At 49.6% G+C, this 24,232-nt stretch carries 20 protein-coding genes and 2 pseudogenes; 10 read left to right on the top strand and 12 right to left on the bottom strand.

The genetic code is table 11. From position 1 onward, the window contains the following. Positions 1–2 precede the first annotated feature (2 nt). The 3 genes from BZK40_RS13565 to BZK40_RS13575 form a co-directional block, all read right to left on the bottom strand. Positions 3–1,295, bottom strand: coding sequence for an efflux RND transporter periplasmic adaptor subunit (locus tag BZK40_RS13565; RefSeq protein ID WP_008784024.1), 1,293 nt, complete (start codon positions 1,293–1,295; stop codon positions 3–5). Positions 1,296–1,370: 75 nt separating this feature from the next. Next, complete coding sequence (cusF, locus tag BZK40_RS13570; protein ID WP_008784023.1) at positions 1,371–1,718, bottom strand: cation efflux system protein CusF; 348 nt, start codon at positions 1,716–1,718, stop codon at positions 1,371–1,373. A gap of 32 nt (positions 1,719–1,750) precedes the next feature. Continuing rightward, positions 1,751–3,133 (bottom strand): efflux transporter outer membrane subunit, encoded by a 1,383-nt coding sequence (locus BZK40_RS13575; RefSeq protein ID WP_071445815.1) that lies wholly within the window; start codon positions 3,131–3,133, stop codon positions 1,751–1,753. Between the two features lie 195 nt (positions 3,134–3,328). Here BZK40_RS13575 and cusR point away from each other — a divergent pair, with 195 nt between their 5' ends. The 5 genes from cusR to BZK40_RS13600 all read left to right on the top strand — a co-directional run bounded on the left by cusR (position 3,329) and on the right by BZK40_RS13600 (position 7,668). Continuing rightward, on the top strand, positions 3,329–4,012 hold the full coding sequence (gene cusR, locus BZK40_RS13580) for a copper response regulator transcription factor CusR (RefSeq protein ID WP_003831137.1): 684 nt from the start codon (positions 3,329–3,331) through the stop codon (positions 4,010–4,012). Then, positions 4,002–5,453 carry a Cu(+)/Ag(+) sensor histidine kinase gene (locus tag BZK40_RS13585; protein WP_032942607.1) on the top strand — a complete coding sequence of 484 codons (1,452 nt, stop codon included), beginning with the start codon at positions 4,002–4,004 and terminating at the stop codon, positions 5,451–5,453. The genes cusR and BZK40_RS13585 overlap by 11 nt, the downstream gene beginning before the upstream one ends. A 125-nt stretch (positions 5,454–5,578) precedes the next feature. Beyond that, positions 5,579–5,905, top strand: a complete 327-nt coding sequence (locus tag BZK40_RS13590; protein WP_063941361.1) for a PcoE/SilE family metal-binding protein — start codon at positions 5,579–5,581, stop codon at positions 5,903–5,905. Between the two features lie 372 nt (positions 5,906–6,277). Beyond that, complete coding sequence (locus BZK40_RS13595) at positions 6,278–6,781, top strand: hypothetical protein (protein ID WP_008784020.1); 504 nt, start codon at positions 6,278–6,280, stop codon at positions 6,779–6,781. An 83-nt stretch (positions 6,782–6,864) separates the two neighbouring features. After that, positions 6,865–7,668: an MBL fold metallo-hydrolase gene (locus BZK40_RS13600; protein ID WP_032942603.1), complete on the top strand. Its 804-nt coding sequence runs from the start codon at positions 6,865–6,867 to the stop codon at positions 7,666–7,668. A gap of 69 nt (positions 7,669–7,737) precedes the next feature. Here BZK40_RS13600 and BZK40_RS13605 read toward each other — a convergent pair whose 3' ends face one another. Beyond that, positions 7,738–10,182, bottom strand: coding sequence for a trimethylamine-N-oxide reductase 2 (locus BZK40_RS13605; RefSeq protein ID WP_032942601.1), 2,445 nt, complete (start codon positions 10,180–10,182; stop codon positions 7,738–7,740). 20 nt (positions 10,183–10,202) lie between these two features. Beyond that, a complete protein-coding gene (locus tag BZK40_RS13610; RefSeq protein WP_048235934.1) occupies positions 10,203–11,297 on the bottom strand; it encodes a NapC/NirT family cytochrome c in 1,095 nt (364 codons plus the stop codon). A gap of 527 nt (positions 11,298–11,824) precedes the next feature. On the opposite strand from BZK40_RS13610, the gene uspF reads away from it, so the two are divergent. Next, positions 11,825–12,253 (top strand): universal stress protein UspF, encoded by a 429-nt coding sequence (gene uspF, locus BZK40_RS13615; protein WP_003831130.1) that lies wholly within the window; start codon positions 11,825–11,827, stop codon positions 12,251–12,253. A gap of 55 nt (positions 12,254–12,308) precedes the next feature. Here uspF and torD read toward each other — a convergent pair whose 3' ends face one another. The 3 genes from torD to torC are packed head-to-tail and all read right to left on the bottom strand — an operon-like array spanning position 12,309 to position 16,628. Continuing rightward, the gene (torD, locus tag BZK40_RS13620) at positions 12,309–12,923 is read right to left on the bottom strand and encodes a molecular chaperone TorD (RefSeq protein WP_048226199.1); all 615 of its coding nucleotides are present in this window, start codon (positions 12,921–12,923) and stop codon (positions 12,309–12,311) included. Continuing rightward, positions 12,920–15,460 carry a trimethylamine-N-oxide reductase TorA gene (gene torA / locus BZK40_RS13625; protein ID WP_079934821.1) on the bottom strand — a complete coding sequence of 847 codons (2,541 nt, stop codon included), beginning with the start codon at positions 15,458–15,460 and terminating at the stop codon, positions 12,920–12,922. Before torA ends, torD begins: the two co-directional genes overlap by 4 nt. Continuing rightward, positions 15,450–16,628, bottom strand: a complete 1,179-nt coding sequence (gene torC / locus BZK40_RS13630) for a pentaheme c-type cytochrome TorC (protein WP_003831126.1) — start codon at positions 16,626–16,628, stop codon at positions 15,450–15,452. The genes torA and torC overlap by 11 nt, the downstream gene beginning before the upstream one ends. 131 nt (positions 16,629–16,759) lie before the next feature. Here torC and torR point away from each other — a divergent pair, with 131 nt between their 5' ends. After that, the gene (gene torR / locus BZK40_RS13635) at positions 16,760–17,452 is read left to right on the top strand and encodes a two-component system response regulator TorR (protein ID WP_020996565.1); all 693 of its coding nucleotides are present in this window, start codon (positions 16,760–16,762) and stop codon (positions 17,450–17,452) included. Here torR and torT read toward each other — a convergent pair. Then, positions 17,425–18,456, bottom strand: coding sequence for a TMAO reductase system periplasmic protein TorT (gene torT, locus BZK40_RS13640; RefSeq protein WP_048214755.1), 1,032 nt, complete (start codon positions 18,454–18,456; stop codon positions 17,425–17,427). The two genes, torR and torT, sit on opposite strands and share 28 nt — an antisense overlap. Positions 18,457–18,538: 82 nt before the next feature. Between torT and torS the strand changes: the two genes are divergently transcribed. The 3 genes and pseudogenes from torS to BZK40_RS13655 all read left to right on the top strand — a co-directional run bounded on the left by torS (position 18,539) and on the right by BZK40_RS13655 (position 22,830). Next, a complete protein-coding gene (gene torS, locus BZK40_RS13645; protein WP_079934822.1) occupies positions 18,539–21,304 on the top strand; it encodes a TMAO reductase system sensor histidine kinase/response regulator TorS in 2,766 nt (921 codons plus the stop codon). Between the two features lie 234 nt (positions 21,305–21,538). Next, positions 21,539–21,634, top strand: a pseudogene (locus BZK40_RS13650) (hypothetical protein); the annotation flags it as partial. Between the two features lie 68 nt (positions 21,635–21,702). Then, complete coding sequence (locus BZK40_RS13655; RefSeq protein WP_079934823.1) at positions 21,703–22,830, top strand: acyltransferase family protein; 1,128 nt, start codon at positions 21,703–21,705, stop codon at positions 22,828–22,830. A 69-nt stretch (positions 22,831–22,899) separates the two neighbouring features. Here BZK40_RS13655 and BZK40_RS13660 read toward each other — a convergent pair. From BZK40_RS13660 to BZK40_RS24220, 3 genes and pseudogenes are all read right to left on the bottom strand, one after another. Next, positions 22,900–23,121 (bottom strand): annotated as a pseudogene (locus tag BZK40_RS13660) (tail fiber assembly protein); the annotation flags it as partial. 19 nt (positions 23,122–23,140) lie between these two features. Further along, a complete protein-coding gene (locus tag BZK40_RS13665; protein ID WP_139762114.1) occupies positions 23,141–23,422 on the bottom strand; it encodes a hypothetical protein in 282 nt (93 codons plus the stop codon). Further along, positions 23,422–24,231 (bottom strand): hypothetical protein, encoded by an 810-nt coding sequence (locus tag BZK40_RS24220; protein WP_095533137.1) that lies wholly within the window; start codon positions 24,229–24,231, stop codon positions 23,422–23,424. The genes BZK40_RS13665 and BZK40_RS24220 overlap by 1 nt, the downstream gene beginning before the upstream one ends. Position 24,232 lies beyond the last annotated feature (1 nt).

A 24,232-nucleotide genomic window follows, 5' to 3' on the forward strand; every position in this document is an offset into this window, starting at 1 on the left:
CCTCAGTGTGAATGGGTCGCCTGGGCTGGCATGGCGGCTGCGTCTTGCGCCTTACTGTTCTGGGCGCGCATACGGTCCAGTGCGCCAGAGATATTCGCTTCGGAATCAATCAGGAACAGGCCACTGGACACCACTTTTTCGCCTTCGGTCAGGCCGGAGCGGATAGCCGTCAGCCCCTGGGATTCATGGAATACCGCAACCTGTTTCGGCACAAATCGGCCTTCGTTATCAACGGTGATGACCCGCTGCTCGGTACCCGTATCAATCAGTGCTTTAGACGGGATCAGCAGCATTGGCTCGCTTTGTGTTTTCAGTTGCAGGTAAGCATTCATCCCGGGCTTGAGCGCCTCGTCAGGGTTATCGACCTGTAAACGGAGCTGGAGCGTACGCGTGGTAGCATCAACGCTTGGTAAGATACTCCACTTGCTGATGGTGAAAGGCTTATCCGGCCAGGCGGGCACGGTGATGGTAAACTGCGAGGCATCTTTAATCAGCCAGGCGATAGATTCCGGGACCGACGCGCTAACCCATACCGGGTCCATACCCTGAATTTTCGCGACCACATTGTCTTTGGAAATGTTCATACCGGTACGCAAATCGAATGCGGTGATCACCCCATCGATAGGCGCTTTCAGGGTAAAGCGAGTCTGAATTTTACGCGTCGATTTTAAGCGCTGGATATCTGCTTCAGGCATTCCAGCCAGACGTAATCTCTCCAGAATCCCTTCCACCTGCGTCGCGCTACCGCCCGTTTCCCGCAGCAATAAATATTCGCTCTGCGCCTCAACCCAATCAGGAATAGTCAGGTCGATCAGCGGCGAACCCTTCTTAATTTTGTCCCCCACGGTCAGCGGGTAAACCTTCTCGATAAAGCCCGCAGAGCGTGCCTGGACAATAACAAACTGGTATTCGTTATAACTAACGTTGGCCGGGAAAGTTTGCGCGTAGTGCAGTGGTCCACGACGCACAGGCTCTGTTTTCAGACCCAGGTTCTGGGTCTGTGTAGGATCGATGCGCACGCCAGGCGATGACGCGTTCGCGGTCTCTTCATCGGCATATTTCGGGATCAGATCCATATCCATAAACGGCGATTTACCCGGTTTATCAAAGCGCGTGTTCGGATACATGGGGTCATACCAGAACAACACTTTTCTGGCTTCTTTTTGCTGAACTGGCCCGGCTACAGACGATATTTTTGCCGATGAATAATAAGTATAAACACCGACAGAAATAATCCCGCCGGCAATCATGCTACCGAGAATAAGCGCGGTATTTTTAATATTTAAAGACGCCATAGTGATTTCCATTGCGCGATAGTCTCGCCCGCGTTCGCAAAACCCGGGCAAGAATAAAAGAGACCAGCGAGAACGTTATTTACTGATGTGAATATCGCGTAACACAGAGAGATTTCCCTGCTGAACAAACGTAAACGCGACCTTATCGCCTGGCTTAATATCATCAGCCTTCGTATCAGCAACCAGCGTAAAGCGCATCGTCATGGCCGGCCAGTTCACCGCTGGAATAGGGTCATGCTTAATCGTGATTTTTTTACTCTCCATATCAACCGCTTCAATCACCCCGGTAGCGCTAATGAGTTGTTCCTGTTGAGCCGCTGGCTGCATATTCATCATCTCGCCATGCTGATTTTCATTGGCCTGGGCGTTAAACATAACCACAGAGAAAAGGCTAAACAGTACGGCTTTGGCGGTAGTATTCATACATCATGCTCCTGAAAAGTTAATATTAAGGATTACTCCACCCAACCGCCGCCTAAGGCAGCAAACAGTTTAATTTCATTAACCTGTTGGGCGTAATTAAGATCGAGCAGCGATTGCCGCGTAGCGAATAAAGAACGTTCTGCGTCTAATACTTCGATATAGCTAACTGCGCCATTCTGATAAAGCGCTCTGGCGCGCTGTAGTGTGATTTGCAATGAATCCAGATAACGCTGCTGCCCACTAATTTGATCGGCAATGCTTTGGCGTAACACCAGTGCATCCGCCACTTCTTTAAACGCGTTCTGAATTTTTTGTTCGTAATTCACTACTGACTGTTGCTGGCGAATTTCTGCCAGGTCGAGATTGGACTGATTACGTCCGGCGTTGAAGATTGGAATATCTATTTTGGGGACAAAATTCCACATGCCGCTGGAGGCATTAAATAAATTGGAAAGATCGCTACTGCTACTAGACACGGAACTGGTCAACGTTATCGACGGAAAAAATGCCGCCCGCGCAGCACCAATATTGGCATTTGCCGCCAATAATCCGTGCTCAGCTTCCATAATATCCGGGCGCTGCAACAGTATTTGCGACGAAAGCGATGGCGGCAGCGTTACCGGTTTAATATCCCCACGGCTGCGCGCCTGGTCATCGGGTAATTTCCCGTATGTACCCAGCAACAGTTGCAGCGCGTTATTGGCCTGTGCCAACTCACCTTTACGCTTGGCAATTTCGCTACGCGTACTTTCAATCACGCCACGCGCTTGTTCCAACGCCAGTACGTTGGTGCTACCGGTTATCAGTTGCTTCTCTACAAAAGAGTAAGAGCGCTGGTAGTTTTGCAGCGTTTCTTCGGCAACTTGCAACTGCGCGTAAGCCAGACGCTGGTTGAAATAACTTTGTGACACGTTGGAAATTAATAAGATATGCACCGCCCGACGCGCCTCTTCGCTGGCGAAGAAGTTCTGCCGTTCGGCTTCACTCATATTTTTAAGCCGCCCAAAGAAATCCAGGTCGAAACTGAGATTGAGTCCAGCTTCGAATTGACGATCGGTGCTGCTATCACCTTTTAATTTACCGCTGTAGGTACCGCTGGAGCCTGCCGTGATTTGCGGATAACGGTCAGCGTCCGTGACGCCATACTGCGCTCGCGCTTCCTGAACCTTCAGCGTCGCCATGCGTAAATCGCGGTTATTGATCAGCGCCTCACCAATCAACGCCTTCACCTGGTCGTCAACAAAAAAGGTTCGCCACCCCGTGTCCTGGTATTCACCAGGAGCCGACACCAGGGAATTCTGGCTTAAAGAAAATTGCTGTGGCACCGGCAAGGCCGGGCGCTGATAGTCCGGCGCCAATGAACAACCAGCGAGCACGAATATAGCGCTGAGAGTAAGAAGCTTAAATTTGCTCATAGTTCTTCTCGTCCTGACCGGACTGATGTCCCTAAAATAAGTAGGAATTTATAGTCTTGTACTTTAACGAAGTGACTCTGTTTAACCGGTGACAGGAAAATGACAAAACTGTCATTTTCCCAATAACAGATTGCTATCCGATCCCGCTTCCCTAGAATTGAAAGTCCGCACAACCAGTGCGAGAAGGAGAATGCGATGAAGGTTTTGATAGTCGAAGATGAGAAAAAAACCGGCGAATACCTGACGAAAGGCCTGACGGAAGCGGGTTTTGTTGTGGATTTAGCGGATAACGGCCTGAACGGGTATCACCTGGCGATGACCGGCGATTACGACCTGCTCATACTCGACATCATGCTGCCGGATGTAAACGGCTGGGATATCGTGCGGATGCTGCGTTCCGCCAACAAAGGAATGCCCATTCTTCTCCTCACCGCACTGGGTACCATTGAACATCGGGTTAAAGGTCTGGAATTGGGTGCTGATGATTACCTGGTTAAACCGTTTGCCTTCGCCGAACTGCTGGCACGGGTCAGAACGCTGCTGCGCCGGGGCGCTGCGGTGATTGTTGAAAGCCAGTTTCAGGTCGCGGATTTAATGGTCGATCTGGTCAGCAGGAAAGTCACCCGCAGCGGTACGCGCATCACCCTGACCAGCAAAGAGTTTACGCTGCTTGAGTTTTTCCTGCGCCATCAGGGGGAAGTTTTACCCCGCTCACTGATCGCCTCCCAGGTCTGGGATATGAATTTTGACAGCGATACTAATGCCATCGACGTCGCCGTTAAGCGTCTGCGCGCCAAAATTGATAACGATTTTGAGCCGAAACTGATTCAGACCGTGCGCGGTGTGGGATATATGCTTGAGGTTCCTGATGACCAGTAAACGATGGCGGCGCCCTTTTTCACTGGCGACACGACTGACCTTTTTTATCAGCCTGGCGACAATTGCTTCATTTTTCGCCTTTGCATGGATAATGATCCACTCCGTGAAAGTCCACTTCGCCGAGCAGGACATCAACGATTTACAAGAGATTAGCGCCACGCTGGAGAGGATTATTAACCAACCCAACGAGCCAGAATCACGCCGCCTGGAAACGCTAAAAAATGTGGTGGCGGGTTATTCGAACGTCATTATTTCTCTGGAAGATAACAACCAAAAGGCCATTTTCCATTCGCCCAATGCGCCGGATCTCCGGCAGTTTATCGCCAGTGCAAGGCCGGATAAAAATGCTCATGCCAGCGATGTTTTTATTATCTCAGGCCCCACACTGCAAACCTCCAAACATATCCACGGACAGAAAACATCGTCTAACTGGCGAATGATTCGCCTGCCGGTAGGACAACTTGCCGATGGAAAACCAGCGTATACGCTGTATCTGGCATTATCGATCGACTTTCATCTGCACTATATTAACGATCTGAAAAACAAGCTGATTATGACAGCATCGCTGATTAGCATGATGATTGTTTTTATCGTGTTGTTCGCCGTATACAAAGGTCATGAACCGATTCGTAACGTCAGTCGTCGCATCCAAAATATCACCTCGAAAGATCTCGATGTACGCCTCGATCCGCAAGCTGTTCCTATTGAACTGGAACAGCTGGTGAGTTCGTTTAATCATATGATCGAACGCATCGAGGACGTATTTAAACGCCAGTCGAACTTCTCGGCGGATATTGCCCATGAGATCCGCACGCCCATAACTAACCTCGTCACCCAAACGGAAATTGCGCTCAGCCAGACCCGCAGCCAAAAAGAGCTGGAAGATGTGCTGTATTCTAATCTCGAAGAGTTTGGCCGTATGTCGAAGATGGTGAGTGATATGCTGTTTCTGGCGCAGGCGGATAACAATCAACTGATCCCAGAAAAAAAAGCGCTCAATCTGGCTGATGAGGTCGGTAAAGTGTTCGACTTTTTCGAAGCCTGGGCTGAAGAGCGTGAGGTTGGTTTACGGTTTGAAGGACGCGCATGCTGGGTTTCAGGCGACCCATTAATGTTACGCCGGGCAATGAGTAATCTGCTGTCAAATGCCATGCGCTATACGCCAAAAGGCGAGTCGGTAACCGTGCGGGTGAAAGAGGCGGATGGCCAGGTGCAGATAGTCGTTGAGAATCCCGGAAACCCCATTCCCCCGCAACATCTTCCGCGACTCTTTGACCGCTTTTATCGAGTGGACCCTTCACGACAGCGTAAGGGCGAAGGCAGCGGCATTGGTCTGGCGATTGTGAAATCAATTGTGACTGCCCATCAAGGAAAAGTCTCGGTGACTTCCGACCCTCATGCCACTCGCTTTATTCTGACGCTGCCCAAGCACGCGATTTAATTTATGGTGATGACGCTTATACCCGTCATCACCTGTTGTCTGACACAACCGTCATAATCCTGTCACGCCACTGACAGCCCCTATTAATTATACTTTCTTCCGTAAACCCAAACAGGAGAAATATGATGAATAAGATGTCCTCTTTTTTAGCTATCGCGTTTTTTATTTCAGCTGGCGTTAATGCGGCAGAAACACCCAAAATGCATCAGCAGGCCGCAATGGCTCATGAAATGATGAATAACAGCGACGCTCCTGCACATCAACAAATGGCACAAGCACACGCCGCGCAGGCAAATAATTCATCGTCAACATCAACCAATGCGAAATCATTTTCACAAATGAATGAACATGAAAAAGCGATGGTTGTTCACCAATCGGTAAACAACGGCCATTCATTTGCTCATGAGGTACAGGCCGAGCAGCACCGCGCGCAGATCTCCACTCAGGGGTAAAGACGAACTATATTGACAACGACATCCATAAATACGCGAAGTTTGAATATTGTGGACTACTCTCCCCACGCGGGCCTGTTTATATACAAGCCCGCGCCCCACTTCATCGTTAATGTCAATATTAATAATTCATTAAATCCTTCTTCTAAAAGTAAATACATCTTAGCTCTCTACCCGGATTGTATAAAATAAGTAAATAAACAGCTTATTATGTTGCGTATTACAGCATTCACCACCCCACCCTAATTATAAATTAGGATTCCCCCTGGTATGCTTCATTAATATTTAATGGGAGACTGCCGTCGTCGTAAACATGACAGTCAAGAAGTTCGCATTCCTATAAATAAATTTAATGATGATAGTGAGTAAAAAATGAATAAACGTCTGCTAACCCTCCTGGTCCTTGGCCTGACAACTGCCACAACAGCATGTGCAATTACCCCGGCAATGCAGAAAAAGTATGAACGTTCAGGTTGTACGCAGATGAGTGAACTCAATGGCTGCGATGTGAATAAATCCTATCAGTGGAACCGCGATCATGGCTTTATTGAGAACAGTAACGGCCAGCAGAATCGTCATCATCATGGTGAAAAACAGCAAAATACCACTAACACGGATAACCACGATAATGCCGGTATTGATGGCAAATTCAGCGGAAATTACGTGGCCAAATTTGCCAATGGTCAACGCAGCGTTGATATTCACGTCGAAGATTCCGGCGTTTACGTCAATGGTAATGAAGTGCGTGACGTAAATACCTATAAGGATACGATGACCTTCCGCGTCGGTTATGCCACTTACACCATTAAAACAAATGGTCACGGTAGCTGGAATGACAGCGATGCAGGAAACGCAGGCAAAATTGTGCGTGAATAACGGATAACGCTAAAGAGCGCTGCGATCACAGCGCTCTCAAAAGCGATGCATTACAGTATGCCGTTTTAATACGGGAGTCAGGCATGGCTTTAACCCTCACAGTGCTGCTTGAAAACCGACGCGCTGCTGGCGCAGAAAAATCAATACTGGCCAAGCCTGGATTAAGTCTGTTAGTTCAGGATGAAACAACCACAATATTGTTTGATACCGGGCCGGACGGCAGCTTCATGCATAACGCTGCACAAATGGGCGTGGACCTGACCCAATTAACCGCCGTAGTGCTGTCGCACGGTCATTATGATCACTGCGGCGGCGTGCCGTGGCTTGCGGATAACAGCCGTATCATTTGCCATCCTCAACTGGCCTGCGAGCGTTACGCATCGATAACGGTTGCGGGAATACCACGAAAAATTAAAAAACTCTCGCGTGATAACAACTACTCTCGATTCATAATGGAATACACCCGCGAGCCGCTGGCTATCAGCGATCGTTTTTTGTGGTCCGGGGAAATCAGTGTCCCCACGCCACAGTCCTATGGCGTGATTAGCGAGAAAACACTCCAGCCAGATTACATCAGTGACGAAGGCGTATTGATCTATAAATCTGCACGCGGGTTAGTCATCATTACCGGTTGCGGGCATCGGGGAATAGAGAACATCGTACGCCATTGCCAGAAAATCACCGGGGTTACCAAAATTCACGCCCTGATCGGTGGCTTTCATTTACGCGCCGCCTCCCCCGCTAAGCTATGGCGGACCCGACAATTTATTCAGCAACAGCAACCCGAAAAACTGCTCGGCTGTCATTGCACCGGTTCGTGGGGGCGATTGTGGCTACCGGGAACTGACGCCCCGGCAACGGGAGATGTGATAGTGCTGGCTGAGTAACAACAGTAAAACGTTGCCCAAACAGCAATAAAAAACGGGAGCCTTACGGCCCCCGTTTATCAGTCATCATTACATGGTGACAATTGCTGGCTCATCAAAGACGGTGAGTTTTGGCGCTTCACCGGTATATTTTTCTGCGTATACCAGGCTGGTATTCCCGGCACAGCCGTTCGCCAGTCTTGAAGTCGGGATATCCGCCGTCAGCACGTTCGCGCCGCCATTTTTACAGATACCGTTTTCAATATCCGGCCATGCGCCTTCATGAATACAGATGATGCCCGGTTTGATGCCGTCGCTGACGTGCGCCCCAACCAGAACCTGTCCACGAGCATTCCATACGCGGACCAGATCGCCCTCGGCAATCCCTCTGGCTTTTGCGTCATCCGGATGAATCGTCACCGGTTCACGATTGGCAATTGCGTACTCTTTACGTAGCGACGCGTAGTTCAGCTGGCTATGCAGACGATGTGCCGGGTGCGCCGTCAGTAGCTGCAGCTGATCTTTATCCGCAGTTCCTTTCCATTCATCCGGTTCAATCCAGGACGCATGCGGCGGACAGTCTTTATACTGATAGCCTTCAATCGTTTTCGAGTAGATTTCAATCTTGCCGCTCGGCGTTCCGAGTGCGTTCATCACCGGATCGCTGCGGAAATCCGCGTAGCGCACATATTTGTTATTCTTTTCATTCTCACGCATTTCGATCAGCTTATTCTGCTGCCAGAACGCGTTGAACTGAGGCATGGCAACACGCTGGGCGCGGGCGGCTTTTTGCGCGACGTCATAGAACTGCTTCAGCCACGCCATTTCGTCTTTGCCTTCGGTGTAGACAGCTTTCCCCCCCGGCTTGAGCATCTCAGCCAGATCGGCAAATACGTCAAAATCACTACGCGCTTCAAACTGCGGCTCAATGACCTGCTTCATCGGTACCAGATGCTGGTTACTGTAATCACCGGTCATGGTCAGATCGTTACGCTCAAACGAGGTGGTGATTGGCAGAACGATATCGGCGTGTTTGGCCGCAGCGGTCCAGTAGCATTCAGAGATGACAACCAGTTCAGGCTTCTGCCAGGCTTTGATTAAGCGGTTGGTATCCTGATGATGGGTAAAGTTAGCGCCGCCCGCCCACCAGATCATTTTGATATCCGGGAAGGTTTGCTCTTTACCGTTATGTTGATATTTGCCGCCTGGGTTTTCCAGCGCTTCGACAATTCGCGCTACCGGCAGGCTGGTCACCGCATCGGAAACCGCCCAGTCATTACCTGCCGATGATCCACCCTCAATTTTGGCGGAGATCGCCGGTAAAACCCCACCGATGCGCGTTGGGTTACCGCCATTGGAATAGTGATAAGAGAACCCGAAGCCGCCGCCTTCGGTACCAATTTGCCCCAGCATCGCCGCCAGAGTCACCAGCATCCAGTGTTTTTGCTCACCGTATTGCTGGCGCTGAATCCCCCAACCTGCCATGAGCATGGTTTTGTTGCTGGAGAAAATTTCCGCCAGCTTTTCCAGTTGCTCAGCAGGCACGCCACACACGCCAGATGCCCATTCGGCGGTTTTCTCTACTTTATCGCTCTTGCCGAGCAGGTACTCTTCAAACTGCGGATATCCGGTGGTGTATTTTTCCAGGAAGGCTTTGTCGTGAAGGTTTTTCTTCACCAGCGTATGGGCGATCCCTAACATCATTGCCACATCGGTCCCCATATGTGGCGCAATCCAGGTCGCATTATCACCAAAGAACTCGATGGTTTCAGAACGCATCGGATCGATGGCGATGACGCTTTTCCCTGATTTCTTCAGCAGATTAAAGTATTCGATCCCTTGTTCATCCGTGCTGCTCCAGGCAATCTTAAGGGTGTTGAGCGGGTTCATCCCCCACAGCACCACGACCTGACTGTGCTCAAGCACCATCGGCCAGGTGGTTTGCTGCTCATAAACCTCAACCGATCCCACAACGTATGGCATGATCACCTGCGCGGCACCGGTTGAATAATCTCCGGTATGCCCAGCGTAGCCACCGGCCATGCTCATATAGCGTTGCAGTAAGGTTTGCGCCTTATGCAGAACGCCGCTGGATCGCCAGCCATAAGAACCGGCAAATATCGAAGCCGGACCATAGCTGCTGCGGATCCGGCTGTGCTGTTCATGAATGAGCTTCAGCGCCTGTTCCCAGCTGACCCGCACAAAGGGATCGTTACCGCGTTTGCCATCCGCTTTACCCGGGTTTTCCAGATAGCTTTTGCGCACCATCGGATACTTCACGCGGATATTGGTATGAACCTGATCTGGCGCGGTTTGCTGTAATGAGTTCGGCACCGTTTTCGGCAACGCACCTTTTGAGGAAACCACTTTTCCGTCTTTTACTTCCACGTATACCGCACCCCAACGTGCTGCCGTCAGGATTGCTCCGCCATTCTGGCCTTCGGCCCAGGCTGGCATTGGGATCACCGAAGAAATCGCCATTGTCCCGGTTGCCGCGCCAGCCGTCTTAATAAAGTCACGTCTTGTGAGTTTCATGATTTCTCCTGATTGATCGCTTATTTATTCATGTCTTTAGCGTTGTACTGGAAGTAACGGCTCAGGATATCCAGTTCGGTTTCACTGATATTGGTGCGAGCCCCCATCCCTTTGGCTACTGAAGGCCAGGCGTTGAGCGTGAAGTGATTCGCCGGAATTGGCGCATGACAGCCCGCGCAGTAAACATTGTCGAGTTTGCGCGCGTAATCCCACATAGGTTCACGGCTGGCGAGTGCGGAACCGCTCCATTCGCCCTGCAGCACGACATCTCGCCACGCATTGCCGTAGTCATCTTTTTTCCAGTCGGAGAGGATCTTCAGCGACTGTTGACCTTTTTCACTCAGGCTGGCAAGAATCAAACGCTGCCCTGCTGCGTAGTAAATAACCTGTTCACTTCCTTGCATCTGGCTACCGCGAATCTCGACCAGTCGCGCGTTGTCCGTTGTTTTCAGGACCTGCATTTTAGTTGCCGGGTAAACAGTTCCCAGATCGCCCAACGCGGTGTTGCTTACAGCATAAAGTTCAGTTGCTGAAGCTGGGGTGGAGGCTGACTGCGCTTCAAGCCCTTTAAGCGCACTGTCATCCATTTTTATTTCAGGTGGGAAATGGGCGACGCCTTTATGGCAATCAATACAGGTTTGCTTTTCCGCGATGCCCATTTTGTGCATCTTCTGAGCATCCGCGCTTTGTGCGGCAAGATCCATGGCGTCCATACTGTGGCAGCTACGGCAGGTCGCAGAATCATTAGCCTTGAGCTGTGCCCAAACGGTTTGCGCCATCTCCAGACGGTGTTCTTCAAATTTTTCCGGGGTATCGATTTTTTTGGTTATGAACTGATGATAAACATCTTTTGAGGCCCGCAGCTTAGCCACCAGAAAATCCAAACCGCCCTCCGGGATATGACAGTCCGCGCACTCTGCGCGAATGCCTTTCTGATTCTGGAAGTGAACCGAGCCTGTATATTCTTCGTAGGGCGCCTGCATCGTATGGCAAGACAAACAGAATTCTGTACTCGAGGTTTTATGTAATGTCCATTGCCCTGCCAAAACAATAACTGCACCAAGAACAATGCACAGCAGCATCGTCCATAGGATAGTTTTATTTATTTTTCTCATCTTTTATTTCCATCAGACGAATACCCTTTTAGAGGTAGACAATAAATATCCTAAAGCAGCTATTTATTGATATTCATCAAGCGCGGAGAGAAATGAGAATCAGCAAATGGGTAAGTTTGAAGAGGCTCGCATAATTAGTGAGAACGAAATTTAATTATTGTTTTTTCTTTAAAAACAGATTTTTAAACCACTTACCAAGTTTATACATCTGTAAAGTAAGATGATATCAGAATAAAAAATTACGGAGTTCATAATGCTGTTGAAATTACCCCCTTAACAGCCATCGTTATATAATTAAATATACAATGAAAAATATAAAAAAGCACCCTTTTCTATTTCGAGATGGCAAGCATTAACGAGGGGACATCTCTTTTGGTTTTGCTGAGAAATACATTCAAGATAGGCTTACAGTACATACTGCTTAATGACACGCACTGATGCACACATCCTTGATCTGGTCACTTATTATACAGAAACAACTTTCGCTACACTCAGGGTAGAGGTAAAACAAACAGGAGGTAGTGAATATGTATCGCTCAATTCTGGTGCCCATTGATATCTCTGAAGCCGATCTCACTCGTCATGTTGTGCCGCAGGTCCAGGCGCATGCCAAAACCGCGAAGGTCCACTTTTTAGCCGTTATTCCTACCGTTCCGTTCTATGCCTCGCTGGGACTGGCCTACTCTACCGAATTTCCGGACAGAAGTGGTCTGCAGGCCAAGGCCAGCGAAAAACTCGAAGAAATTATTAAGCAGTTCAATATTCCTGCCGGCAGGACTCAAACCCACGTCGTTTACGGCCCGCCGAAGGATCAGATCCTCAAGCTGGCGGAGGCGGTTGACGCCGAGCTTATCGTCATCGCCTCACATAAGCCGGGGTTTAGCACATATTTGCTGGGTTCAACGGCGGCAGCCGTAGTCCGCCACGCGAAATGCCCGGTGCTGGTTGTGCGGTGATAGGGTTAAAACGGGAGCGAATGTGCTCCCGTTTTTCTGTGGCTCAGGCCATCACTCAGTTCTGATGATCCAGCCTGACAAATGCCAGCAGCAGCTGGCTCAACGCAGCGTAGAAACCAAAGTCATCATATCGGCGGCATTTAGCAGTGAACTCCGGTAACCAGCGTAACAGCCCCGCCAGCGTTTCTCTGCGCAACGCATCAATACGCTGACGGCTACCCCCTGGCTCACCAAGAGAAAAATGCAGATGGCTCAGCAGTTCGATAAAAATCGCCAGATGATCGGCTGATTCGCTAAACGTATCGCTTACCTGCATGCCCGCATCAGATAACAGTTGTTTAATGACCCCGTAGTTTGGCCCTTCTTCAAGATGAGCCGACGCATAGGGTAACGCGGCGTGTTTATCCGACATCAGGAACAGGCTGCAAAAATCAGCCGCCAGTTCCAGGGTAGCGTCTTCACGTACCTTGAGCGCGGCAATTTTCGCTTCCAGCAAAAGAACATCCGCCTCAAGCGACGGTTCACCTTTGAGTACGGTGAACCACTCAGTCATTTCGCTGGACTGCAATTGCGCTAATCCCTCACCGTCACGCTCCCGGGAAAACATTTGCGCCAACCATGCATAAACACAGGCCATCTGTTCTGTCGTCAGGGAGGTGTGTTTCATCATGACGTCACCTTCTGTGCCGGGACATATTCGCACTGCGCCACCATTTTTATCGGGCCGCTGAACGCCGTCACGTTATCCACCTTACCGGTATATTTCTCAATTTCCACCAGCGTAGTATGCGCACTGGTCGCCTGCGCCAGCTGAGACGTGCCGATATCTAGGGTTAACACGTTCGGATTACCGTATTTACACAGCGCTCCGCTTTCTCCACCGTTATCAGGATCGTACCAGGCACCTTCATGGATGCGCGCCACGCCCGGCGAGTAGAGATCGGAGACAACCGCGCCGGCCAGCACTTGTCCACGCGCATTAAATACACGAACTATATCGCCGTTGCGGATCCCCCTGGCGCTGGCATCCTGCGGGTTAATAAACACCGGCTCTTTGCCACCTACCGCGTAATGCTTACGCAGCGCTTCGGACTCGCAGAGCTGTGAATGCAGACGGAAATCCGGGTGGACGGATTGCAGATGCAGCGGCCAACGCTGCGATCCAGGCCCACCGTGTGAACGTTCGATTTTCTCAAACCACATTGGATGCCCCTGACAATCGTCATATTGCATATCGGCAATAGTTTTCGAATAGATCTCGATCAAACCGCTCGGCGTCCCCAGAGGCTCAAGGTCGGGATCTTCGCGGAAGGCCTGATGACGGACAAACATCTGCGGATGTTCGAATTCAACGTACTCTTGCTGATTCCAGAAAACGTCGAAAGCCGGAAGATGAACACCGCGTCCCTTCCCTTGCTGGCTTCCTTCCTGCCAGATGCGCTTCAACCAGCCCATCTCATCCAGCCCTTCTGTGAACGCTTCTTCACGGTTAAAGCGGCGGCAAAGATCGCGGAAAATATCGAAATCATTACGCGCTTCAAACTGCGGCTGCACCAGTTGCTTCATAGCGATAATGCCGCGGTTGGAGTGGTTGCCATATTGGTCGAGATCGTTACGTTCAAACTGGGTTGTCGCCGGCAATACGATATCGGCGAATCGACAGGTCGAAGTCCACTGATTGTCGATGGCGATAACGGTTTCCAGCTTCCGCCAGCCCTCAATAATACGGTTGATCTGCTGGTGACGATGGAAAGGGTTGGTCCCGGCAAAAACACACATCTTCAACGGTGGCAGCTTGACGGTTTTACCGTTCCAGTTAATGCTCTTGCCCGGCTCCAGAATCGCATCGATAAAACGCGCGATCGGGATAGTACTGCTGTAGCCCTTATAATCGGTGCTGTCATGTACCGGTGGAACGGTGGTGGAACCAGAAAATCCGCTCAGGATAACGCCTTTACGTCCTGGGGTGCCCGCGCCGTTGTAGTGCCAGCCAAAGCCAAATCCCCCCCCGGGTAAGCCAATTTGCCCGAGCATTGAGGCCAGCACCACGATCATCCACGCCCACTGTTCCCCGTGCTGCATACGCTGCACGCACCAGCCAGCAATAATTTGCGTTCTGCCGCCCGCCATCTGCCGCGCAAGTTCACGGATTGTCTCAGCATCAATCCCGCAGATTTTTTCCGCCCACTGGGCATCTTTAGGCTGTCCGTCACTTTCTCCCAGCAGATAAGGCAGAAATTGCTCAAACCCAACGCAGTAGTTCTCGAGGAAATGCTTATCGTAGAGCTTCTCGGTATACAGCGTGTGTGCCAGCGCCAGCTGTAGCGGTACATCAGCCTGCGGATTCACGGCGATGTGCTTAACCTTGTCACGGCCCAGGTAGTCATGAGTCGAGGTGACGACCGGGTCAACGCTGATGACCGAAATCTCGCCCCGCGCCACTTTTTCCTTCAGTTGCTCGTAGTATTCGTAGACATCATGATCCGGACACCACCAGTTCGCCTGCTGGTTTTTGATGAGGTCAGAACCCCACAGCACAATGGTTTTGCTGTTTTCGAGTACCAGTGGCCAGGAGGTCTGCTGTTCATATACCTCCATTGACCCGACTACGCGCGGCAGAATGACCTGAGCAGCACCGGTGGAATAGTCGCCCCCCGTACTCACGCTGTTGCCATGCAGCGCAATGGCACGCGCCAGCATCCCGGAAGCATTGTGGAACATCCCGGTCGATTGCCAGCCGCTGGCCGTTAGCAGCGCGCTCGGACCATAAGTCTTCTGAATGCGCTCCAGCTCCTGATAGAAGAAATCCAGCGCTTCATCCCACGAAACGCGCACAAAGCGGTTATCTCCACGTTGTGAGGTATCGCTCTGATGGCGTTTACGCAACCAGTCCACGCGGACCATCGGGTAGCGAATACGCGCTCCACCGTGTACGTGATCCGGGAGTCCGGCGATCATTTTTGACGGGTATTTATCGCGCTCGAACGGCCTGGCTTCAATGAAACGACCGTCAACCACGGTGGCACGAATCGCCCCCCAGTGAGAACCGGTCAGAATCCCCTCTTTGACGCCTGCCCCCTGCACCTCTGCGGCATTAGCGCTACGCGGCGTGAGCAGCGAAGGCCCTAACATACCGGCTACGGTCAAGCCGCCCAGTTGCAGCAAAAAACGTCGGCGCGATGCCTGAAAGAGATCGTTATTTTTCATTGCTTTCTCCCTTATCGCCATGCGGCTTATCCGTAGTGTCAGAGGCATTCATCTGCAAATATTTCAGCAAGGTACGTTCTTCACGTTTATCCAGACTGGTAAATCCAATCATGCCGTTCAACGTGCCAATCCAACCGTTAGCATCAAAGTGTTCTTTCTCTGGTGCACCGTGGCATTGGTTACAGGTTCCGTTATAGAGCGAGTCGGCATAAGCCCAGATAGGTTTGATATCGTTGACCATATCGCCCTTCTGCATCCAGGCAGTGGCCTGCAATTTACTCCATGGCGTATTCGTTTCCGCAACAGTGGTTTGCTCCAGCGTCTTCACGTGCTGCTGGATGTCGCCACGAATGGAAGCCACAAAAATGCGCTTGCCCGGCAGTTGCGCCAACACGCGCTGACGCCCATTACTCTCGGTCCAGCCCACAATTTCAATTTGCAGCCAGTCACCGTCACGCTTTAACACTTTCACTTCAGAAGCGGGCAGCAGTGAACCTGCAGGTTCTTTATCACCTTTGGCGGCATAAATAGGTTTGATGTCCAGAGAGTAGAGCGTCTCGCCATCGTCGTTCGCCCTGGCGCGTAACTCATCAAACTGCTTGCGGAAACCACTGCTCATATCGGGAAGCTGGTGCGCAATACCTTTATGGCAGTCGATACAGGATTGGTTGTCCTTGGCCGCAATCTTCATCTGGCGCGCAGCTTCGGGATGTTGTTTCGCGTGGTCCATCGCATCATAGTCATGACAAGAACGACAGGTCGCGGAGTTGTTCTCCTTCATTCGCGCCCATTCGCGCTCCGCCAGCTCTGCGCGTTTGGCTTCGAATTTCTCTGGAGTATCAATAGAGTGGGCAACAAAGGTTTGGTAAATATCGTTGCTGGCCTCCAGCTTACGTTTCACCATGCCTGGAATATCAGATGGAATGTGGCAGTCATGGCATTCTGCGCGCACCCCGGAGGCATTCTGAAAATGCGCAGACTGTTTATATTCTTCGTAAACCGGCTGCATACTGTGGCAGCTCACGCAAAACTCGGTAGAACTGGTTAATTTAATACCAACGTGCGGCAAGACGATCAGCGCAATACCGACCACAATCCCGATAACGACCAGCGCCAACACTGACCAACGTGCGCTCGGTCTGAGCAGCGCCCTCCATAGTTTCCGCATAATAGCCCCTGTAATCTTATGGTTTAGTTACAGAGGATCTTATTTCTCAAATGTGAACAGCAACACTGGTCAGGATGAATGGCTTACGGCACAATGTGAACAGATATGAACAGAAAGAGAACACCATCAGGATGCCGCATCACATTGTCATTGTTGAAGATGAACCCGTTACCCAAGCGAGGTTACAGGCATATTTTGAACAGGAAGGTTATCATGTCTCTGTCACCGCCAGCGGAGCTGGTCTGCGTGAAATAATGTCACAACATCCTGTCGATCTCATTCTGTTGGATATCAACCTCCCGGACGAAAATGGCTTAATGCTGACCCGCGCCCTGCGCGAACGCTCAACGGTGGGGATCATTCTGGTGACAGGTCGTAGCGATCAAATTGACCGGATCGTTGGCCTGGAAATGGGCGCTGATGATTATGTCACCAAGCCACTGGAGCTACGTGAACTGGTGGTTCGGGTTAAAAATTTGCTCTGGCGTATCGATCTTGCCCGCCAGGCACAGCCGGAGACTAAAGATAACTGCTATCAGTTTGCCGGATACTGTCTGAATGTCTCCCGGCATACCCTGGAGCTGGGAGATGAGACGATCAAACTCACCCGCGCCGAGTATGAAATGCTGGTCGCCTTTGTCACCAATCCGGGAGAAATTCTCAGCCGCGAACGTTTACTGCGTATGCTTTCGGCACGACGGGTAGACAATCCAGACTTACGCACCGTAGATGTACTGATCCGCCGTTTGCGCCACAAGCTACGGGCTGATTTACTGGTGACACAGCACGGCGAAGGTTATTTTTTAGCGGCCGACGTGTACTGATACAGATAAACCGGACGGAACCCGCCAGGAGACAGCGAGCGTTGAACATGCTGGCTGTCGGCATTTTTCGGGGTGAGCACCAGGATCGGCGGACTGATATTTTCCGGTACCGGTTGCCCTTGTAGCACCCTGATCGCCTGTTGAATCGCCAGTTCACCTTGCCAGACCATCTGATCGCTGGCAGCCATAATGATTCTTTCGCGTTTAAGTCCGCGATACACCTGATGCGACAGGTAAAAAGAGACCACGGTTAGCGGCGTCCCCGGATTCCGCTTCTCTCCCATCGCCGCTTCCGCAGCAATTGCCGTACCGGCAACCACATCGACATCCGGGTGACGCTCAAGCATCTCCTGCAACAGGTTGCGCTGAACTTCAATATCATTATCCCCCAACGCCACATCCACGATGTTCACCTGACTACCGGCAATCGCCTGACGGAATCCTGCCACCATTTCGCGGCTGCCTCCGGCGTCATCAGGTCCTGGCAATAGCAGAACCTTTAACGGTTTGCCGCCGCTCCACTTGACCAGATAGCGGCCCGGCTGATACCCCATCTGGAACCACGGAACACCGACCCGTGCTTTCACCGTCGGATCGTGTATCGCATTCACTACCTCAATGACCGGCAACGCGCCTACCTGCGCGGAAAGATCCGGGAAAGTCGTCGTGCTGCTACCCAGCAATATGGCATCTGCTCCCCATTGCTGGCACTGGGCGATTTGTGTTTTTTGCGTGGAGAACTGACGATACCCTCCCGCCTCTAACACCTTCAGACTTACTCCGTATTTTCTCGCCGCCTCAAGCATGCCGTAATTCACTGAAAGCCAATAGGAGTCTTTCAGGCTGGGATACAGCGCGCACAGTTTCCAGACTTTGTTTGCAGTAACGTCCGATTGCAGTTCCGGGACTGCCTGCTGCGTATCCTGCCAGCGCAGCAATGCGGCCCCAGCCGCATGACTCAAACCGGGAAAAAGCGTGATTAACAGGAAAACCAATACGCGCATGATAGCCTCAACATTGATAAGGCTTTATCCTAGTTGCTTTCCTCTTTTGGACTCAACCTTTTTAATCTGTGGCGACCAGACAGTGAATTTATCTCTGACCAAACGACTGTGGATAGGCTTTGCGCTGATGGCGGCACTGACTCTCATCAGTACGCTGACAGGCTGGTATAACTTGCGTTTTGTCAGCCAGGTTGAGCAGGCCAATACCCAGGCGCTAATTCCAACCATGGATATGGCACGCCAGCTCAGCGAAGCCAGCGCCTGGGAACTGTTTTCCGCACAAAATCTGACCACCGCAGACAATGAAAATATGTGGCTGGCTCAGGGGAGAATGTTAACCGCCCAGAGTCTGAAAATAACCACATTACTCAGAACCCTTCGAGAACAGGGCTTTGATACTTCTGCCATTGAACAGCAGGAGAAAGAAATCGCCCGGTCGTTAAGCCACCAGGGGGAGATGGTTGGCGAACGCCTGAAATTACGCGCTCAACAGCAACAACTCAGCCAGCAAATTACTGAGGCCACCGCTGACGTTGCCGAAATGGCACGCGGTCAGGCCAGTAATGCCGCCACGTCGGCGGGTGCGACACAGGCCAGCATTTATGATTTGATTGAGAGCCATCAGGGACAGGCCGCTGAACACGCGCTGGACAGGCTCATCGATATCGATCTGGAATATTATAACCAGATGAATGAACTGCGCCTGAGTGCGCTACGCGTGCAGCAAATGGTCATGAACCTGGGGAATAACCAGGCGCAGAATAACCTGGCTGCGCTGGAAAACCAGTTGAATGCCGCCGTCAGAGTACTTCAGCGCCGACAAATACGTATTGAAGATCCCGTGGTGCGCACTCAGGTGGCCAACACCGTCAATACGATTAGCCAATATGTTGAGCTGCTGTCCCTGTATCGCCAGGATAATGACATCACGACCCAATTGCAGATCTTATCGCAGAATAATATCGAGCAATTTACCCGTTTCAGTAGCGAAGTCAGCCAGTTGGTGGAAACCATCGGCCAGCGTAATCAAAGTGGACTGGCGCATCTCAAACAGGCCAGCCAGCGCGGGCAACACTTGCTGCTGCTGTTAAGTGGCGTGTCATTATGTTTGCTGATTCTTATACTTTGGCGTGTGGTTTATCGCTCAGTCACTCGACCACTGGCACAGCAAACCCAGGCGTTACAGCGTCTGCTGGAGGGGGATATTGACTCCCCATTCCCGGAAACCGCAGGCGTTCGTGAACTGGATACCATCGGGCGGTTGATGGATGCCTTTCGCGGCAGCGTTCACGCCCTCAATAGCCATCGCGAACATCTGGCCGCACAGGTTAAAGCTCGCACCGCCGAGCTGCGTTCTATGGTATCTGAACACCGACAGGCCCGTGCAGAAGCTGAAAAAGCTAACCAGGCAAAATCGGCGTTTCTTGCCGCCATGAGCCATGAAATACGCACCCCACTGTATGGTATCCTCGGCACTGCGCAGTTGCTCTCAGACAATCCCTCCCTGGCACAGCATCGGGAAAATCTACGCGCAATCACCGATTCGGGCGAGTCTTTGCTGACCATCCTCAACGATATCCTGGACTATTCCGCCATCGAAGCCGGTGGAAAAAATGTGGCGATAGGCGATGAGCCTTTTGAACCCAACCCCTTGCTGGAAAGTACGCTTCAACTCATGAACAGCCGCGTTGCTGGTCGCCCGGTCGTGCTGGTTGCGGATTTTGCCAATGACGTTCCCGCTTCCCTGCGTGGCGATCCGCGCCGCATCCGGCAAATCATTACTAATTTATTAAACAACGCACTACGCTTTACCGATCGGGGACACATCATCCTGCGTAGCCGATGTGAGGGCAAAAACTGGTACATCGAGGTTGAAGATACAGGATGTGGAATTGACCCTGCCCGCCAGCACGATATTTTTCAGCCGTTTGTTCAGGTAAGCAGTAAACGAGGTGGAACCGGACTCGGACTAACCATCAGCGCCAGTCTCGCTCAGGCAATGCAGGGAGAGCTGAGCGTCACCAGCACGCCCGGCGTCGGGAGTTGTTTCCAGCTGCGTCTGCCATTGCGGGCAACCACGATGCCCATCATGAAACCCGCACAACGCTCCATATCGTTACAGGGCTTACGCTTATTGCTTATCGAGGATAATCCTCTTACACAACGTATCAGTACTGAAATGCTCATCCTCAATGGCGCACAGGTTACTGCTGCCAGCAGCGCCGCTGAGGCGCTAAAAATATTGCAGGAAGATACACGCTACGATGCTGCTCTGGTTGATTTCGATCTTCCTGATATCGACGGGATCACGCTGGCGCAGCAGTTAGCCCACGACTATCCGGCACTTAGCCTGATCGGCTTTAGCGCGCACGTCATCGACGAAACGCTAAGCCAAAGAACCAGCACCCTGTTCCTCGGCATTATTCAAAAACCAGTCCCCCGGGATGAACTCAGTCGACTTATTACGCATTACCTGCACGGTAGTGCGACTCTCCCGCTTGCATCAGAAAATGACAACAAACGGTTAGATTTTCAGCAGCTGTCTGGAGATATCCAGGTTATGGGATGGCAAAAGGTGCACGAATGGTTAGCGCTCTTTAAGCAACACACTCTTCCTGTATTAGATGAGATTGACGCTGCCCGCGCAGCACATGACGACGAGCGGATAAAACGTCTGACGCATCAGCTAAAAAGCAGCTGCGCCAGCATGGGAATGCGCTCAGCCAGCACGATGTGTGCAGCACTTGAACAGCAGCCGTTGGGTGATTTTTCACTCAGAGAGGAGATCCAACAAAGTCTTTATGAGGTAGAACGTTGGCTGGAAAAAGAAAAACCGTCCCGCGCGTAACGGTACGTTGAAGCTGAGCATAGGGACTAACTTTAAATGGTACGCCCTGTAGGATTCGAACCTACGGCTTAGAAGTTCCTAGAACTACCTTCTAAGTCAATAACATATCCCGCCAACACTGCGCTCACACGTCCCATCTTCGAAAAAGATAGAAATTGGTCGAAAAGCATATAAAAGCCTTTGCGTCCCATTTTTGTCTCATATCACCTGGTTATCATCGAACTCAGCATGACCAGATCAGTGTACAACCACACAGCTTACCTTGATAAGCGACGGGAGATGGTGCAATGGTGGGCGGATTATCTGGAGGAGAAGGTGTTGCAGGGATGATAACAGAGCATTTTTAGTATACTATTCACCGGCGATATGATTTTCTATTAACATTTTTAGGGGGAGTGATGGAGTTCACTCAAGGTTCATTATTATTCTCTATAAGTATTATTCTGGTTGCTGTTATATGCGCATATGTAATACAAAAAACAAAATTAATACCAAACATAAATTATAAATCAGGGGAGTATTCTGCAATTAGTGGCGTTAGGGGATTGGCGGCAATATTTGTATACATCAATCACGCCCCATACATGCTCAATACAATTGGTGCGAAACCATCATTTTCTTCATGGGGTTGGATTTATGGGAATCTAGGTTCCTTTGGTGTTCAAATATTTTTTTGCATTACTGGATTTTTGTTTTTTGATAGAATCATCAAAAACAATGGTGAAATGTCATGGAATAGATTTTACGAGGCAAGAATAAAAAGAATCTGCCCATTATTTTATACTGCCTGTGCTGCATATTTCATTATAGCTTTCGTAGAAAACAAAAGCGTATCACTAAACGCATCAGATCTTCAAACTGCAGTAAGTCTCATGTCTTTTGGTTTTATTGAAAGCAGTATGAAAATAGGTGAGTTTAATTTATACCCTATAAATGGTGTTATTTGGACACTTGTTCATGAGTGGAGATTTTACTTTGCGCTACCATTAATTGCGTATGCGTATTCAAAAAGAAAACTCGGACCCTCAGTTTTATTTATAGCAATTATTGCAGCCATTATTGACTTATATAACTCCCCGTTAGTTTGCTGGTCTTACTTCTTGACAGGGATAATCACAGCAATTATATACAATAAAAAACTTAGCTTTCTAAAGACCCTATCGCCTGCATTCTCATTATTGGCATTAATCTGCCTAATAATAACCATGGGGGTAAAAATAAATCAAGGGTACAATTGGCAGAGATACATAATTTCATCTATTTTCTTTTTCTCTATAATATTATCAAATCCATTTTGGCTTAAATTTGGACCACTAAAGATACTTGGTGAAATAAGTTACAGCGTATATTTACTGCACCTCCCAATACTATACGTTGCAATAAAAGCACTCAATCAATTTACTAATCTTAATGCGATATCATTTAATTCGTATTGGTTTTTTATTTTGATTGTAGATATTTTCATTGTTTTAACATCATCTATAAGCTTTAGGTTTATAGAAAGTAGATTCATGAATACAAAGTAAATTAATATACTTAAGTTTTTTTATTGAAGCAGCAGATAAATATCTATTACATCTGCTGCTTATTTTTTGTTAAATTGGCTTTTCAGGCCATACAATGTCAGGTGGATTTGATGTATCCACTACATAAAGTGCATCAAGATAATCCAGCCACAAATTGTACTGCGCCAGTTCGTCGCCTTTAAGTCTTCCAAGAACTGCTTTACCCGGCCACTGCTTATTGTCTATATATTCCCTACTATCGGTAATCAGCAGGTTTTTGTTGTTCTCTGCCGAAACAATAGCGGACTCTTTTGCTGTTATTACAGTAAAACTACCCATTTAACGTCGCCTCCCAAATCTGGGTTTCTCTTTCTTCTGTATCTGAACCGTAGAAACCAATGAGTTCTACGATGATCTCTCCAGATTCCTTTCTGGCGTTTAATACTGGGTTAGGCTTTAACACTGAAACAAAATCGACAGCGATATCGCCATCTTTCAGTGTGTTGAAATCGAACGTATCAGTAACGCCGTCAACATCAATTGTTAATACATCACCGATTGCTGAGGCGTTCATGACGTTATCAGAGCGTTGTGGAGTAAAGATTGCTTTCATCAGAACCATCTCCCTACTGCCATATATCCAAGGTATGACGCGGCATTTTGCATGTTGCTAATTATAGCCAATGACACTCCAGTAAGTTCAATTCCTCGAATAACAACCCATGATGAATCACTACCTGTAGATAATGTTCCTGATGCTGACACGGTTGGCTTTACCCCAATAAAAGTTGCAGGAAATGTAAATGTAGCTGCGTTTAAAAAATAAAGATTTGTTCCACCGCCACTAGAGTTGTTTGCAGTAGCACTGATAGAACTTGTAAACCAAAAAATTAATGTTCCGTCTGCGAACTTTATATAGTTGCCATTTGAATTAGAACCTTTTTCAATAATGACTCCTGTAGGAACACCTCCAGATTGCGATACCGTGCCAACAATATCTGCTTTTGCTGCTGACTTCAGGGAGAGGAAATCAAATAAATTTACCCAACCTTCCCCAGACGAGTTTGGGTTAGTGGTATTAGAGTCTGTGGTGTTTATGTAAATTACACTGCCACTATCACTGATTAAAACAGATCCTGACGGATATCCACCTATAGAGGCTGAAAATGAAGAGTCAAATGTATTTAGTGCCCCGGAGCTAAACCATCTGCAAATAGAAGATAACTCATATAGTATCTGGTTCAGATCCTGCCCTTTAGGAGGCAGACCGCCAGCAGATTTTAGAATCATTGTGATTGGCGGAAACCCCAAAGCATATGATGCTGTGTTATCACCTGCCGGGGTGGTATCGAGAATAGGATCTCGCTGACCATTAATTGCGAATGGCTGAGGCTGCTTGGATGGTGCATCTGTACGGTTCATA

This window comes from Citrobacter portucalensis (assembly GCF_002042885.1).
In the GTDB taxonomy this organism is placed as follows: domain Bacteria; phylum Pseudomonadota; class Gammaproteobacteria; order Enterobacterales; family Enterobacteriaceae; genus Citrobacter; species Citrobacter portucalensis.